The sequence below is a fragment of the Psychromonas sp. L1A2 genome, from assembly GCF_009828855.1.
GTDB lineage: Bacteria > Pseudomonadota > Gammaproteobacteria > Enterobacterales > Psychromonadaceae > Psychromonas.
On the sequence record NZ_WUAG01000002.1, the window covers coordinates 284,943 to 302,035 of the forward strand.

Below are 17,093 nucleotides of genomic sequence, written 5' to 3' on the forward strand. Positions count from 1 at the left end.
CTAGCTTTGGAAAAACCATGACCGATAAAACTAAAGATGATGATTTTTCGTTATTTAGCACAGAATTTGCTGGTATCAAAAAATTGCAACAGGATACCATAAAACTGCCACCGAGAAACATCAAGAATAAATCGGTCATTAAAGAAAAACGTGAACAAAACTTTGAGCAAAGCCACTTCTCAGATGCATACGAACCGCACTTACCCGAAGATGGCCCTGTACGTTATAGCCGAAGCGATGCACAAAAATACTTAGTTAAACAATTACGCCGCGGTGATTTCACTCCAGAGATCATTCTAGATTTACATGGTTTAACCCAACAAGAAGCAAAAAATGAGCTTGCTGCATTGATTAGTTGTTGTAAAAAAGAAGGCTTATATTGCTGTAGTGTTATTCACGGAATGGGTAAACACATATTAAAAAAACAAGTGCCTTTATGGTTAGCGCAACATCCTGACATTTTAGCATTTCATCAAGCACCACTTGAGTTCGGTGGACAAGGTGCATTATCAGTATTAGTTGAATTGGCTGATTGGCAAATGAAAGAAGAGAGAAAACGTTAAGATTATTGATATGGATCTTAGCGCGTTTATTTTATAGCTTAAACTTTATTACTGATTAAAGGCAATACTTGAGGCGAATGATTCTTCTCCTTATTTTAGTAGGTTAGTTTGGAATGCTAACATCCAGTAACAAACGATCAGTTTCTTTCTTGACGACGCTATAACATTCACAACTTAAATTTTCGAGCTTCTGTCTATCTAAAACAATAATGTGTCCGCGATGATAATTAATCACGCCTAGCTTATGTAATTTCCCAGCAGCCTCCGTAACACCTTCTCGACGCACACCTAACATATTCGCAATAAGATCTTGCGTCATCTCAATTTTATTATCGGGTAGGCGATCAAGTGATAACAGAAGTAAACGGCATAATTGCTGCTTAATAGTATGGTAACGATTGCATACCGCCGTCTGTGATATTTGAGTAATAAGAGCTTGTGTATAACGAAGCATCAATGATAAAAAATTTCCATGGCGCTTAAATTCTTCCATAAAATAATAGCCTTTTATGCGATAAGCATATCCTGCACTTTTTACCACGGCTCTGCTAACAGTACTTTCACCTCCCATGAACAAAGCAGTGCCAATAACCCCTTCGTTCCCCACTATCGATATTTCTGCGGATGAACCAGATTCCATGACATAAGATAAAGAGATGATCGCATCAACGGGAAAGTACACATAAAGAAGTTTATCTCTTGACTCATAAATTACATCGTTTAATTCTAATTTCACTAATGCTAAAAAAGGAAATAGGCGCTCATATTCAGTAATAAGTAAGGCAGATAACAAATGATTTTTTAAAGGTGTAATGATATTCGAAGAGATATTGTGGTCTGATATGATTGACATAGTGATGGTGCCTCTTTAATAAACGCAGTAAGGTTGATTAACCTTACGTGCCTTATGCTAGAGACCCAACATACTCTTTTATCCGAACAAAAATCAACCTTGTAGACAGTTCAACTGCAATAAGTTTACGCCAAATCAAAATGTGTTAGTAACGATCCTTTAATTTGCAGAATGTCCAACACGTTATTGAAAAAACCTAAAAATAAAAAACCTTTTTCAACCAAGGAGAGTAAGTGTGCTGCCTCAGCATTCATTTATACTAAGGCGGCTAACAAGCAAGCGCTCACTTTTTAGAACCTATATTTCCATAAAGTTTCTTACGGGAGCATTTTTAAGTAACGCCATAATCGATAATTGATTATTCATCTTAGCGACATCAATAAGATAATTTTTTTCAGGCTCACGCATAGATAACCCAGATAACATTTTTTTTACTGACGACGCTTCACCTTTTTCTATACTCATTTCCAATTGCATAAAGTTAGCTGGGCCCAGTTTGTTTTGATTTGAGATATTCATTTCCATCAGTTTTCTCCGAAAATTGAGTTTGAATTTAAAAATAATAAATACGTTAGTTATTAGATTATCTTTTTCTGTTCATCCATCTCATTAATACACGTTTTCCGCTCCATTAATATTCAAAGCCAAGACTTAACGGCTTTTATCTACCTGATTTTGATACTGTATTCCACAGACCAAGATGCCTCTAATGACGTGACTATATCCTAAGATAAATGATTCGTCGGTGCGGTGGCACACATTATTTTTGAGGAAGATTGAGTCTGAGAGAGTAAGTTGTAGGCAACCATTCGTTGGTCGTAATAAAATCATTTTTAATAGTAAAAGCTGATGGTTGCTCTATATTTTTTACGTTATGAGTTTAAATGAATAGCTGTCCGGTTCCATGAGATAAGGAGACTTGTGATAGGTGTGATCGAGTTATAACAAACTACCTCCAAATGCAAAATGTAAGCATTTTTAAAAGAAGTGTGTGAATAATCATCAGTTAAAGTTTATGCCTGTCCAGTACTTCTGTTTTTTGCTTTAACAAATTCAATCATGCATATTATCGAATACTTATAATGTTATCGAATACTTATAAGATCATTGATCACTTTTAATATTGTTATAGATTTTAAATATGTCGAGTTGTTCAGCTGAAACGGGACGTTGGAAAAAATAACCTTGTGCAAAATCGCACTGCTGTTGCTTAAGAATATTCAAGTTACTTTGAGTTTCTACTCCTTCAGCTATAATTTTCATGTCTAGTTGCTTGCCCATGGCAATAATAGTTGAGGCGATCGTATCGTAATTACTGACGAAACTCTTATCGATTTTTAATACATCAAAAGGAAGTTGTCTTAAATAACTCAAACAAGAATAACCCGTTCCAAAATCATCCATTAACAATCGAACACCCATCTCTGAAAGTTCATTTAGCGTTTTCAAAAAAACATCATTATCAGAAACCGTCATACTTTCTGTAATTTCGAGATCTAAACACTGTGGTGGAATATCAAACTCAGCCAGTATTTTTTGAACTAACTTAGGAAAGTTTGGGTTGAATAACTGGTAAGGTGATACGTTCACTGCAATATTTAACTTACTAGCTCCGCTCTCTCGCCATAACTTATTCTGTTGGCAAGCATTCCTTAATACCCATTCTCCTATCTCCATAATCTGCCCTGAATACTCAGCAATAGGAATAAAAATATCAGGAGAAATTATCGTTTCTTCGTTTAGCTGCCAACGTAGTAAAGCTTCTGTGCCTTGAGTGGCAAAATTATTTAAATTAACGACAGGCTGATAAACAATATTCAGTTGGTCTTTCTCGATAGCTGTCCGTAATTGTGATTCATAAGATAAACGACGTGTATGATCTTTACTAAAGATATCTTGATAAAATAGATACTGATTTTTACCCTCTTTTTTAGCTTTATACATTGCCGTATCAGCAAATTTAACGAGACTCTCGGCATCTTTTGCATTCTTTGGATAAGTTGAAATACCAATGCTTGCAGTAACATAGATCTCTGTATTATCTAAAGAAATAGGGTCAGCAATCACCTTGATCAGTTTTTCAGCAATGTCTCTAACTTTATTACTATTAGCAGTAGAGAAATTGATAATAGCGACAAATTCATCACCTCCAAACCTGAATACAGAATCATTATATCTGATCGTATTACCTAACCGACTAGCTATAATATTCAATAACTTGTCACCTTGAGCATGCCCTTTTGTATCATTCACATCTTTAAAACGGTCGAGGTCAATAAAGAAAACTGCAAATTTATCATTACCGAGCATCAAAATATTTTTGTTGATTGCTTTGTCTAACGCATTTCGATTAGGCAACCCAGTTAAGGTGTCTTTATGAGCAAGCTGTTTATTTTTTTCTTCGCTAATAACGAGTTTATCTTTTGTTTCTTGCATTCTTTTAACGACTTTTAAAATGGCGTTAGTAATGGTAAATGCCATTAGAAAAAGAACAATCGATAATATAACGGTCACCATCGTTGAGGTTTTGACAATAAAGTCACTGAGTTTATCGACCGGTCCAATAAACTCGATAGAGTTAAGTCTAAATTTTTTATAACCTACATTAAGGTCCATTTTCATTACAGATTGCGAGATCAAGCCCTGCTCAAACAACTGAATACTTTCTAATAAATCATCAGCTATTTTAATATCCTTTTTACAAATGGCGATGATACTTTCAGCATTAATCGTTCTCATCAAAAGGTGATCAATGCTGCTAGGTAATGCAATGCAAGCTTCAGGCTGATCTTGAATTTTTTTTACGACGGTTTTAAGCACTTCAGTATCTGGAACGGTATTAGGATAGCGGGCAATGAGTTCATTAAGTTCGATGACATAATTGAAGTGTTGACTATTTAGTTGGTGGAACTTTGCAGCATCTGCAATTTTAAAGGCACAAACCACGACAATGACAGAGAATAACGAAATAAGCAGCATTAAAATAGTGAGTTGTTTATTAATCGTCATTCAAAATCCATTGGTTATTTCAAGTAATTTAAATAGTCAGTGGGTTTATTAATGTTACCCAAAGTATGGTGGTATCAGCTCAGTTTAGTGGCTAGTTTAGGACAACATCATAAAATGACAAATATTAAACATGCTTCTTCAATACAATATAATTTATGCTACATAGTTCGGATAAAATCATCTAACTAAACAGACTATATATTGATATTGATATTGATAGGTGCTTAGTACACAAACACACCTAACTATCGTTATTAACTAATTTAGTAATCTAAAATAGTTAATATAAAACTTCATCTATACATTAAAAAGCGACTCGTTCATCAGCTTTCTGATTTTGTATATGCATAGTCATAGGTATAAATAAATGTTAATTAAGTGGTGTTAAATTGTTTGATTAATAGCTTAGGACACAAGACTAATAATATAAAGTTTATTTAGTCTCTTAATAATAATGTTGATATTGACCACCTTAAACATGATTAAAGTGACTAAACTAATTTAGTTTTTCTTTAATTCGCAATACGCTTTTACAGTCCAATCTCCAGCGATAAAATCCTAGCCTTTAATAACTGATATAAAATAATCAGAATAAAGCTGAAAATAGAGTACAAAAAAATATTATCTTCCACTTAATTGATTGTTGAGGTGCTGAATTGTTTCCATAATTGATTTTTATTATTCTTTAATAACATAGATCTCTAATAACAAAACATTGTCCTCTAATAACATAGCTCCCTGATAACAGAACATGACAAAAGTATGCTCATTTCAACGAAGTCATTAATAATGTTGCTTCAAAAAATGAATAATATCTTGAGACTCATATAACCACTGATCGCTCTTGCCCTTTTCTGCTATCAGTAAGCAAGGTACTTGTACTTTACCGCCTCCGGCCATGAGCTCTTTTCTTAACTTATCATGCACATCCAAATCTTTATAAGTAACGCCAATGTGGCGACTCTGAATAACTTTAATCACTCGTTTACAGTATGGACAGTGCCCCATATGATAAAGGGTTAATTTCATAAAAACGCCTCTCTTAATTATGCTGGTAAATAATTATGCTGGTAAATAATTGTATTGGTAAATAATTGTGTTGGTAGATAATTGTATTGGTAAATATTTGTCTTGCCACATAATAGTGCTGTTACATATGATTTATCGGTAAACATCCATTTTAAAAAACTAAATAATCACTATACCCGTTGCCAATCAAGATACATTATTCAGTCGCTAATGCCGATACCAAGACAAGACGTAACATGATCACAATGGTGAGTCCCTATCCAAGGTGACAACGCAGCATTGGTTTTCGAGTTTTCGATCTGCAGGGCAAAGTCGTGAAGTAATCCAGTTCGTTGCTAGAAAGTGTCGATTTAACCCATTAGATTTTACCTTTATGCCTAGACTCTGTTTGCCTCACGACTTGCTGATTTTTACCTCTTGAATGGTAAAGGGTATATTTTAACGTAACGATTTTACTCGTGCGATCCCTGTTCAAGGAGGTAGTCTTTTAACAGGTTGGTATTACGTGTGTTTGCTTTAAAAAAGGCATCAAACACATCGCCAACCAATGGAATCAAACCTCCTAAAAAATCAATTAACATATTACCGATAATTTTCAGCTTGATACGTTTACTCACTCCCAGGCGCTGTGCTTCTATCAACACATAACTTGATAAAATAAACCCTGCGGCATCACCAACAACAGGCACTAACCCTATAATAGCGTCGACTCCAATATTAAATTGAGTAAAAGGAATACGAACACTACTATCAGTCATTTTGCTAAAGCGCTCAAGACGCTTTATTGCAGCTTGTGTTTTTTGTTGAGAGCGTTTTATATTTTCTGTCGGTGCTTTATTTGGCATCGTTTATTACCTGTTTAATAAAGTATATACCCGTTAGCTTAAAAACTAACTCTACGTTGCAACCTTCGATAAGGCCCCCTCATTGTCATCGTGTTGCACCTTGATTTTAAGTCCAAGGTGGCGACTGAACCAAACACCTTGAACGGTAACGCACATAAACAAACTTTATATTTACTTTCACTCATATCAGCGAAATATACCTCTTTATAAATAACAACTTTGATGCTTTAAAGTAATAATGTAGGATAACTTATCAATTATTATCTGATATTAGCTAGTTTGTGAGCTCAAGGATGAAGTTAACAATAGCTGGACTATAAATGGATCTATAACCAAAGAGAAAGATAATGCAATCGACAATGACGGACGACAATATTGCAACAACCTCAGTAAGAAAACTAAAATGGCGTTATACAATCGCCTTATCAGTTATTGCTATTTTAATTGTCATCTCACAACTCACCATGCAATCTTTATTAGCAGCACAACAATACGACTCAAATGTTATTAATATTGCTGGTAGGCAACGAATGCTAAGCCAAAAAATAACAAAATTAAGTTATTACATCTTAACAGCAGAATCTGAGCAAAAAGCGTCACTCTCTCGTGTCGAGCTTGATCAAACAAAGACGTTATGGGAAAAGTCTCATTTAGGGTTATTAAATGGAAATGAAAGCTTAAATTTACCCGGAGATAATAGCCAAACGATAAAAGAGTTATTTACACAAATAACCCCACACTTTAAGACCATCCTAAACTCATCAAATATTATAATAAATACCACCGACCCAACTCAGTTAAAAAAACACATAAAAAATATCACCCTGAATGAAAATGAATTTCTAACGATTATGAATAAAATCGTATTTCAGTATGCAAAAGAAGCTAATGCTAAAGTTACCTCGGCAGAAAAAATCGAAATAATATTAATGTTTGCAACCTTGATAATACTTCTTTTAGAGTTTTTATTTATTTTCACGCCTGCTGCCCATAGCCTACGAAAAAGCCTTAATACCTTAACTCAAAATAAACATGATCTAGAGAACCTATTCGACGCGAGTCCTATTTCAATGTTATTAGTTGATCCGACTGAATTATCGATAGTACAAGTCAATGAAAAGGCCATCTCATTAATTGGAGACCCTTTTGGCCAAACACCAAAAGCACACTTAGAGGACTATTTAGATGTCAATTTTGAAAATAACAAAGTCTTCATTGAAAAACTTAAAAAAGGTTCGAACCTCAATGAATATGAAATTGTTATTTTGAATACACAAGGCAGCGTTAACGAAACACTGATATCGGTACGCAGTATTATTTTTAATGGAAAACCAACGGCGGTGATTGGTATAACCAACATTAGCGAGCTTAAAAAAGCACAACAAGAGCTTTTTCATTACGCTTCTTTTGATGATATGACCGGGTTATTAAATCGTCGGACAGGGTTAATTTTCTTGAACAAAGAAATGCAAAAAGTTGATGTAAACCACAGCACTTTATCGGTCTGCTTTATTGATATAGACGGTTTAAAATATGTAAATGATAAGTTCGGTCATGCAGAAGGAGATTGGTTAATACAAACGGCCTCTAATGCACTTAACGATATTATCAGAAGTGGTGACGCGGCGATTAGATTGGGAGGTGATGAACTATTATTAGTATTAAGCCAATGCTCAATCGAGCAAGCAGAACAAGTGATTGCCAGAGTAGAAATCGCATTAGAAAACGCAAGCGCCTCAGATAACAAACCATTCACATTAAACTTTAGTTACGGAATAACCACCTACACGAGTGATAGAAATATTACATCAGACGAACTAATTACAGAGTCAGATGAAATAATGTATCACGCTAAAAAGGCTAAAAAAGAAAAATAAGGCCCATTATTCAACGACAAAACCAGCGTTAACTCCTTCGTATTAGCTCATTATGAATAATATGAAAGAATGAAAAAATGAAAGAATGAAAGAATAAAAAAATAAAGTTATAAAATAAGGTTCTGAGTCCAAGTTGTATTAAATTATACCAATGGAATTAAATAAGTGATCAGAGATTGCGCAGGAAAAATTAACACTAATAAGGCGGGAGTTGTAGGAGATAGTTGTTCTCACTTCAAAACTCACAACGCAGTTAGGGGTAATTTTAACCAGCAAGAATGATCACCTTATTAATTCTTTTGGTATTATTACCCCAAAGACCTCATATACTGAATCGAGGCTTTTAAAAATAACGACTGGTACACAGAATTATTTACAGGGTCTAATAGGTGATTGTCGAATTACTTCACATCACTTTCATTAATAACGCCTTTTAATGCTAAGGTGCCATTAATAGCAGCAGGGAATCCACAATAAACACTCATTAAAATCATTATTTCTCTTATTTCTACCTGGCTAACCCCTATATTTAAAGCCGCTTTGATATGAAACTTAAGTTGTGGTGTTGCCGTTCCTATGGCCGTTAATGCAGCAATCGTCGCCATTTCTCTGTGTTTACTATCTAAAGCAGGTCTTGAGAAAATATCAGCAAAACCGTATTCAATAACAAACTTAGCCATATCAGGTGAAATATCTTTGAAGGTTTCCTCTAAATTTTTAACTTGATCAGCACTCAACTTATTTAAATGCGCCGCACCTAAATCATAACGAGTAGTGTTTTTAGACACAGGAGACGATTGAACAACGCCCGCCTCATCTTGTTTGCCTTCTAGCTTGCGATCCGCAACCACTTCTTTTAACGCCAGCATGCCATTTATTGCACTTGGAAAGCCAGCATAAGCGGACATCTGCAATATCACCTCTTGAATTTGAGCAATGTTACAGCCAACATTCAATGCCCCATGAATATGCACCTTTAATTGCGGTGCCGCATTACCCATGGCTGTTAGCGCAGCAACAACAGTCAATTCTTTGGATTTTAGCGCTAACTCTGTCCGGTTATAAACATCCCCAAAAGCATATTCAATAACGTATTTCACTAAATCTGGTGAACAGTCTATTAAACTTTCGACGACTTTTTCGCCTGCTTCTTTATCAATTAGATTTAAATTTTTTAACCCAATTTCATAACGTTCATTTAAAGTAGTCATATTAGCCTCTATTCATTAATGCGATGAACAACAGCGTAATCCTTAGAGTAAGCTCTAAGTCAACCCTTTAATTTTTATTAATAACGTTTTCATAGTAGATAATTTTTTCTTTTATCTTTTTAAGGTGTAACGCTTCCAAGACTATTTTCTCTTCTAAGAGCACGGCATGATCTTGCAACAACTGCTTTCTCTGCTCTGCGGTAGATTCTCCTTGCTCTCTTAAATCGGCGTAAAGCTTAATATTATCTAGCGGCATGCCCATCTCTTTTAAGCGTTTAACAAATTTAATCCAATCGATATCCTTTGAAGTAAAAAAACGATGTCCATTGGCATTTCTGGCAATGTGCTTTAACACCCCAATTTTTTCATAATAGCGAATAGTATGCGCAGATATGTTTGTTAAAGTTGAAAAGCGTTGAATATTGATAAGGCCTCCTAAGCAGGTAATACGTTGAAATGAGGAAGTAATGGTTGGCAATTTAATTTTAAGGATGCCAAGTATTTACTGCATGTAAAAAACTACATGACTAAAAGATAGAACAGAAAATATTAGTCGCCAAAGTTTATGACTGTCCATTACTTTCTATTTCTATATGAGAAAGAAATTATTGGACATATATGGTCACTCTTTCAGTTTTTTATCTTAGTACTGTAAAAAAGAAAGCTTATATTGCTGTAGTGTTATTCACGGAATGGTAAACACATATTAAAAAACAAGTGCCGTTATGGTTAGCGCAACATCCTGATATTTTAGTATTTCATCAGCACCGCTTGAATTCGGTGGACAAGGTACATTATCAGTATTAGCTGACTGGCAAATGAAAGAAGATAAAAAGTGCTAAGGTTATGGTCGTTAGCGTTTTATTTTATAGCTTAAGCTTTATTGCTGGTTAGAGGCAAAAGGCAAGACTTGACCCCATGTCTTGTTCAAATCAGATCACTTAAATCTTAGTAGATAAGGTTAGGGAGTCCATACATCTTGTTTGTTGTACGGCTTTTATTTTCCTACTATATTTTTTAATTTATTTTCTACATAAGTAGTTATTTCTTTTTTTATATAATCAGCGCTTGATTTAGCTGAATCAACAGAATTAATTTTTATGTCAACCACCTTCCATTTTTCACAAGAGGGGGATGAATGTTCTCCCCAATTAGAGCGGTTGAGTTCTTCAAACGAATAATGTAAAACTAATTTACTGTTCGAGTATATGGGGATTATAAATAAGCTAATTGATTTAATTATTTCAATTGTAGGTTCAAAAATAATCGAAGTTATACGATTTTTTATTGAGTGGCTGTAGCGAAACCCATCTACATAAGAACGAGTTTTAGTAACTGTTTCTAACTTATATTCAGTATTATATTTCCCACCAATTCCCAAATGAGTTAAAGAGGCCAACTTATTTGATATGTCATATTTGTTTAAAGGTTTTTTAGGTAACGATTTATACTCTTCGACCTCATATTCTTCTGTTTTCCTAGTCGGAATTGCAAAGTAATCTACTTCTTTATTTTCTAATAGCCACTCACCAATTCGACTTGTATTTGGAACTTCATAAGAAACCAAATTTTGACTAATCTTGATATCATAAAGCTTTTTAAAATCATCACTCCAAACATTGATATTGTTATTAAAATCAGTAATAAAATCTGCTAATACTTTTTCAGAAAAACAGAACTCTGATGAAGCTAATTTAACAAGATCATATATTGATTCTTCTTTCTTATGAATTGGTTCTTTTACCTTTTCTCCTTCTACCGAAGTTCCTTCCTCTTCTAAGCCAAATTCATCAAATATTATTTGATGGGTTTCGTCAGAAACGACACCAAATTTTTCAATATTATCAGCTTGAGTTATAAATACTGGTTTTGATGATCCTGCATTAGAAAAATCATCAGCTACATAAGCCATAATGTCTCTATATCGTATTTCACCTTTATGCTCTGTTAAAGCAGTGAGGATACTTTCAGTAAAACGACTAAATTCACTGCCAGCATAAGATACTTCGTTTTCTCTTGACGAAAACCAAAAATACAAATCATTCAAGCCATACTTTTGAGCTGATTTTTTCAATTCGCTCTCAGTATTCGACTCACTCTTAATATATTGCGTACCACTAAAACAAGCATCCACTATTTTCACGCAAAGCTTAGGTGCAATACTTTTTATCCACCCGTCCAGTTCAGAGTTTCTTAAGCCTGTTGTTTCCTTTTTAGCTCTATTAAAATCAGCCGGCAAATAAAAGAAGTCATCTTCAAACCTCTCCCCGTGACCTGAAAAATAAAACAAAAGCTCGCTTACCTCAGATCTTTTATATTTTTCAATAAAGTCTGAGATTAAACCTTTAATTTGGAAACCCGATTCATTTTTATTAATATAAAGTATTTCTTTGAAATCCTTTATGTTATTTAAAACCTTTTCAACGACTCTCGCATCATTGTTACATGCAGGTAAATGATCAAAATCGTTAGATGTATAACTATCTACACCAATTACTATTGCTAAATTCAATGTGACTCCATTTATTAGATTATGAGCATTGCAGAATATGCCGTGCCGTACAACGCCCCTGTTAAGGCGCAAAATATTGTTGGCTAAACTTGAGCGCAGCGAAAATAGCCAACTGTATTTTGTCGCACTTTAACGGATTGTTAGCTTTGCTATTTATGTACGGTGCATGTCTAAGTATGAAATTGCTCTTGCTGAAGAGGTAAAGAAAATAAATTGAACAATCCCAAATATCCCAGGCCCTTTACTTAACTCAAGCCATCTAAATATAAATACACAAACTAAGAGAAAACAAACTAGGTATGCAGCCCATAGCTTTTCTTTTAGTATAAAAAAACCTAGGATAATGCTTGTAATACTCATTCCTAAAGATATGAATATATTGTAATATCCTAGTTGAGCATGAATTGGAGAATAAGAAAGAAAGTGTAATCCTAAACGTAACGCTGCATATAATAGGCAAATCCCAAATGTTATTTTAATTATTTTCCGTGCAACTGCAGGATCTTCAATTTTTGTACCTAATGCACTTAAAACACTCTGTTTCATACTATATCCTTATAATGCACATACAATGTGCAAAAGCTAACAGCGTAACTAAGCCGAATCATTCCATATTAACAGCGGAAGTACGGAATAGTTTAATTTGTTAAAATATACGCTGTCGGAACATAAAAACAATATTTTAAACCTAATAATCAAATAATAATCATGGGGATAGACAGAATTATTCCGTATTAACAACAAAAATGTGGAAAATACGGAATGATATAAAAAGGGGTTATTGATATGACTATTTTAATTATTTTCTAACTCACCTTGTGCTTCGTTCAACCTTAGGGAGTTAAATATGCGACCAATATTATTCAGTGGCTTTTTGAACAGGCAGCTTTAATGAAATCACACTGGTGATCACCAAGAACGCAAAGGCGATCCATAAACACGCGGCAAAGCCATAAGCTTGATAAACCCATCCCGATAGTACGGTGCCGACTAAGCGCCCCATCGCATTGGCCATGTAGTAAAACCCCACATCTAATGACACACCATCTTGTTTTGCATAGCTGATAATTAAGTAGGAATGTAAAGACGAGTTAACGGCGAAGATTGCGCCAAAAATCAATAAACCAATGGTGATCATCCATTGTACTTGCCATTCGAGTTCGATACCGATCGCTAACACACCAGTAACAACGGCTAATAATAGACACCACAACATCGCACTTTTACCGTCCGGTGTTGTGCCCTCTTTCGCAAAGTATGCGGTTATTTTAGGCGCAAAACCTTGCACTATGCCGTAAGCAATGACCCACGCGGCTAAAAAAGCGCCGACAATAGAGTGCGACCAACCAAAAATACTGGCTAAATAAATAGGTAATGCCACAACAAACCATACATCACGCGATGCAAATAGAAATAAACGTGCTGCAGAGAGGATATTCACAGGGCCAGATTTTGAAAACATTTGACTGAATTTAGGTTTGGTTTTTGCTATACCTAAATCGCCTTCAAGGAACATTAAGCTCATAATAAAAACCGCAGCCAATACCACTGCCATTATTAACAAAGCAATTTGGAAACCCACCAGCGTTAGCAATAAACCACCAATGAAAAAACCAGCACCTTTTAAGGTATTTTTAGATCCCGTTAATACTGCAACCCAATGGTAAAGTTTACCTTGTTGGTTATGAGGTATGAGTGTTTTAATCGCGCTTTTAGCACTCATTTTATTGAGGTCTTTAGCAATACCCGATAATGCTTGTGCCATCATTACCCAAGGAATGGTTAACCATTCACTCGGCACGGTGAGTAACAACAACGCAATCACTTGCATCGCTAAACCAATGTTCATGGTGCGATTCAAGCCGATTCTCGCGCCTAACCACCCACCTACTAGATTAGTTATTACGCCAAAGATCTCATAAAAAAGAAACAACAAAGCGATATTTAAAGGACTGTACCCTAGTTGATAAAAATACAGCACCACCAACATACGTAATGCACCATCGGTTACCGTAAAATTCCAATAATTAAAGGTGACTAATAAATACTGACGCAATGATTTATCAAGTTGTAAAAACCATTTCATTGTTTCGTTTCCTAAATTGAGCAAATGCCTTAAGGTGAAATAAATAGCATTAAAATAAAGAGTGCTAAATTAGATAGCGTTAGGCTAACCCAACTTTTTTCATTAACTCGGCAGTACGTGTTGCATAGCCCATTTCATTGTCATACCACGCGTAGATTTTTAACATGCGCTTGCCAATCATCATGGTCGATAATGCATCAACTATCGTTGAACGTTGATCGCCACGGTAATCAATTGACACTAAAGGTCGTGTTTCAAAGCCTAATATTCCAGCTAATTCACCTTCTGAAGCTTGCTCTAATAGTTGATTTACTTCTTCTGCGGTTGTATCGCGGTCTAATTCAAAAACAATATCTGTCAACGATGCATTAGCTAATGGAACGCGAACCGCATGACCGTTTATTTTGTCTTTCAATTCTGGGAATATTTCAACAATTGCTTTTGCAGATCCGGTTGTCGTGGGTATCAAACTCATGCCACAAGCACGTGCACGACGTAAATCTTTGTGCGGTGCATCTAGAATAGTTTGTGTATTAGTTAAATCATGAATAGTGGTAAAAGCAGCATTAGTAATGCCAATTTTCTCATGAATCACTTTTACAATAGGCGCCAAACAGTTAGTAGTACAAGACGCCGCTGTTACAATTTTATGTAGCTCAGCATTAAAGACATGGTCATTTACACCTACTACGATGTTAGCAACATCAGCATGTTTTACGGGTGCAGAGACCACTACTCGTTTTACACCTTGTGCGATATATTTATCTAATAACGCTTTTTCGCGGTGTACACCTGTTGCTTCAACAACAACATCACACCCCGACCAATCAACTGCATCAATATCTTTCTGTTGACTCATTGCAATTGATTTACCTGCAATCGTCATTGTGCTGTCTGTACTTTCAACGGCATGTGCCCAGCGACCTTGAATTGAATCAAATTCTAATAAATGCGCTAAGGTTTTAGCATCGCCAGCGACATCGTTAATTTGAACAAACTCAATCTCTGGCCAGTCAAATGAAGCTCTCATTACTAAACGACCAATACGCCCAAATCCATTTATGCCTACTTTAATTGTCATAACTCTTCTCACTCTATTGATGATATTAATAAACGTTGTATTTGTTGTCACTACTGACAGGTTTAGTTGCTTAACGCTTTAGTTACTGATGAGTAACTCCTGCAATTTTTGTAACTTTTTAACTTCTAACTTCTAACTTCTAACTTCTAACTTTTTAGCTTTTTAGCTTTTTAGCTTTTTAACTAACTTTGTAACAATATCGTCATTAGTTTTGCAGTTTATTTACTCACTAACTTTGCCACTTGATAATTAGCAATATCTTGTTGGTACTCTGCTTTTAAGCAATTTGAAGCTGTCAAACCAGCAATGACTTTACGCATCCATCCAGGTAATTCTGAATTAACAACGTAATACACCCACTGGCCATCTCGTTGATCTAGCAATACACCTGATTGACGTAGGATAGCTAAATGCCGAGATATTTTCGGTTGGCTTTGTTCAAGGGCAACACATAATTCACCCACGCTGACTCGCTCTTCTCGCGCAATTAAAATCAAACAACGTAAACGTGTTTCATCGGATAACATTTTAAAAAACTGATGGGGCAACATAAAAACATCCACATATACGAATATCCATATATATTAAACATTCAAAATTATAATTCAAGACATTATTTTCAGATTGCCTTTAAATAGTTAAAAAATAATGGCTATATAGTTGAAGTCATTGAATAGGAGTACATGAATGAAATGAGATATATGGGAGTATTTATTAATGTTTATGTCATCTCTGTCTTTAAATAAATAAGACGACGTTTATTAATATGCTCTAAAATTTTACGACTGTTTTTAGGTTAGCGGCTCTTTTTAGTTTAGCTACTTTGTTTTAAATAAAAGCAAATTCATGAAAGCTAAATCACACGACTCAACATTAAGGCATTGTTTCTTTATGTTTTTATTAGGGCTTGGTTTAGGATTTAGATTTAGATTTAGATTTAGATTTAGATTTAACTGAGGTTTAACTAAAGCTTAACTGAGTCAACTAACGAACCTCAGTTCACTATTATTCGGATTGTAGACCCTGTAAATAATGCTGCATAACTCCACTCTCTGTCTCTACTTTTGTAAATAGGCAAACCCATTATCATAATGTTCTATTTTGATAGGTGTGAAACACAACATTCTGACTTGGTTAACATCTGCTTTATTACTTACTGTCCCCAGCTGCTTATTGCCATCATCAACTGCTTGATCGTCATTCCATAGTATTTCTGCAGAGACGGTTATTTGTAGTGCATGGCCAAGCTGAGTATCGAAAAATAATAAACTAGCAATTGGATTTAATAATAAATTGCCTATGGTATTAAAAAAGCCATTACCATAATAATCTTCAATTAATAATTGGCCTGACTCATTAACCTCTACGAATCCAGCGTCTCCACCGCGATGAGAAATATCAGTGCCACGATTATTCAACAACTCTCCATCGTCAAAACAGCTCGCTATAAAAAAGGTATCTGCGTTGGTAATCATCTGTTTTATGGTTTTATCGGTATTTATTTTAGTGTCTAACGCCACTTCTGCTATCGAAGGTAAACGTTGATAGTCAGGATTAAAAGCCCATGTTTTAGGTTGAATATATTTAGGACAATTCCCAAAACTTTGCAGTACTTTAACCGTTATGCTTTTCTGATTAATATCAGTGACAATAACGTTGATGCGATTACGTCTTTTTGACTGAAATTCAAGACCCAGTAAACCTATTCTATCCCCGACTTTCACACTTTGATTGGTAAAGTCGCCTATCGAATATTGAAGGTTAATAACCAGCTCACTTGGGTCTGGTGATGAAACAAACCCTGGTTCACCAAATAATACACTGGCACAAGTCTGCGACTGAAAATTTGTATAGCCAATAAACATCATGGTTAGCGATTCAAAAAAATCTCGATGTTGTTGAGGCATCAATTCACGAATGAATTTAGGTCCCACTTCTGCCATACGTTGTTCAGTACCGATTCGTTTTTGTGCAATTAACTCACCGTGATGCCAACTGTTTGCCACTGTATTATTCATAAAAGTATT

General features: G+C 35.0%; 15 protein-coding genes. 2 read left to right on the forward strand and 13 right to left on the reverse strand.

What is annotated here, in order from left to right; translation table 11 throughout:
- Window positions 1–17 precede the first annotated feature (17 nt).
- Entirely contained in the window at window positions 18–563 is a 546-nt protein-coding gene (gene smrB / locus GQR59_RS11750; protein WP_160062957.1) for an endonuclease SmrB, read from the forward strand.
- A gap of 103 nt (window positions 564–666) precedes the next feature.
- On the opposite strand, the gene GQR59_RS11755 is transcribed toward smrB, so the two are convergent.
- The 5 genes from GQR59_RS11755 to GQR59_RS11775 all read right to left on the reverse strand — a co-directional run bounded on the left by GQR59_RS11755 (window position 667) and on the right by GQR59_RS11775 (window position 6,299).
- Window positions 667–1,416: a Crp/Fnr family transcriptional regulator gene (locus GQR59_RS11755; RefSeq protein ID WP_160062959.1), complete on the reverse strand. Its 750-nt coding sequence runs from the start codon at window positions 1,414–1,416 to the stop codon at window positions 667–669.
- A 297-nt stretch (window positions 1,417–1,713) separates the two neighbouring features.
- A complete protein-coding gene (locus GQR59_RS11760) occupies window positions 1,714–1,941 on the reverse strand; it encodes a hypothetical protein (protein ID WP_160062961.1) in 228 nt (75 codons plus the stop codon).
- 579 nt (window positions 1,942–2,520) lie between these two features.
- The gene (locus GQR59_RS11765; protein ID WP_160062963.1) at window positions 2,521–4,425 is read right to left on the reverse strand and encodes a putative bifunctional diguanylate cyclase/phosphodiesterase; all 1,905 of its coding nucleotides are present in this window, start codon (window positions 4,423–4,425) and stop codon (window positions 2,521–2,523) included.
- 783 nt (window positions 4,426–5,208) lie between these two features.
- Window positions 5,209–5,454, reverse strand: a complete 246-nt coding sequence (locus tag GQR59_RS11770) for a glutaredoxin family protein (protein ID WP_160062965.1) — start codon at window positions 5,452–5,454, stop codon at window positions 5,209–5,211.
- A gap of 452 nt (window positions 5,455–5,906) precedes the next feature.
- A complete protein-coding gene (locus GQR59_RS11775) occupies window positions 5,907–6,299 on the reverse strand; it encodes a DUF4112 domain-containing protein (RefSeq protein WP_160062967.1) in 393 nt (130 codons plus the stop codon).
- Window positions 6,300–6,646: 347 nt separating this feature from the next.
- Between GQR59_RS11775 and GQR59_RS11780 the strand changes: the two genes are divergently transcribed.
- On the forward strand, window positions 6,647–8,176 hold the full coding sequence (locus tag GQR59_RS11780) for a diguanylate cyclase domain-containing protein (protein ID WP_160062969.1): 1,530 nt from the start codon (window positions 6,647–6,649) through the stop codon (window positions 8,174–8,176).
- Between the two features lie 401 nt (window positions 8,177–8,577).
- Here the strand turns inward: GQR59_RS11780 and GQR59_RS19015 are convergent, their stop codons facing one another.
- From GQR59_RS19015 to GQR59_RS11820, 8 genes are all read right to left on the reverse strand, one after another.
- Window positions 8,578–9,387: a carboxymuconolactone decarboxylase family protein gene (locus tag GQR59_RS19015; RefSeq protein ID WP_160062971.1), complete on the reverse strand. Its 810-nt coding sequence runs from the start codon at window positions 9,385–9,387 to the stop codon at window positions 8,578–8,580.
- A gap of 67 nt (window positions 9,388–9,454) precedes the next feature.
- Complete coding sequence (locus GQR59_RS11790; protein ID WP_236546751.1) at window positions 9,455–9,865, reverse strand: MerR family transcriptional regulator; 411 nt, start codon at window positions 9,863–9,865, stop codon at window positions 9,455–9,457.
- A gap of 519 nt (window positions 9,866–10,384) precedes the next feature.
- Window positions 10,385–11,899, reverse strand: coding sequence for a caspase family protein (locus GQR59_RS11795; protein WP_160062973.1), 1,515 nt, complete (start codon window positions 11,897–11,899; stop codon window positions 10,385–10,387).
- A gap of 153 nt (window positions 11,900–12,052) precedes the next feature.
- Window positions 12,053–12,445, reverse strand: coding sequence for a hypothetical protein (locus GQR59_RS11800; protein WP_160062975.1), 393 nt, complete (start codon window positions 12,443–12,445; stop codon window positions 12,053–12,055).
- A 313-nt stretch (window positions 12,446–12,758) separates the two neighbouring features.
- Window positions 12,759–13,985, reverse strand: a complete 1,227-nt coding sequence (gene arsJ / locus GQR59_RS11805; RefSeq protein WP_160062977.1) for an organoarsenical effux MFS transporter ArsJ — start codon at window positions 13,983–13,985, stop codon at window positions 12,759–12,761.
- A 79-nt stretch (window positions 13,986–14,064) separates the two neighbouring features.
- Window positions 14,065–15,066 (reverse strand): ArsJ-associated glyceraldehyde-3-phosphate dehydrogenase, encoded by a 1,002-nt coding sequence (locus tag GQR59_RS11810; RefSeq protein ID WP_160062979.1) that lies wholly within the window; start codon window positions 15,064–15,066, stop codon window positions 14,065–14,067.
- A gap of 218 nt (window positions 15,067–15,284) precedes the next feature.
- Window positions 15,285–15,617 carry a metalloregulator ArsR/SmtB family transcription factor gene (locus tag GQR59_RS11815; RefSeq protein ID WP_160062981.1) on the reverse strand — a complete coding sequence of 111 codons (333 nt, stop codon included), beginning with the start codon at window positions 15,615–15,617 and terminating at the stop codon, window positions 15,285–15,287.
- A 507-nt stretch (window positions 15,618–16,124) separates the two neighbouring features.
- Complete coding sequence (locus tag GQR59_RS11820) at window positions 16,125–17,084, reverse strand: pyridoxamine 5'-phosphate oxidase family protein (RefSeq protein WP_160062983.1); 960 nt, start codon at window positions 17,082–17,084, stop codon at window positions 16,125–16,127.
- Window positions 17,085–17,093: the final 9 nt, after the last annotated feature.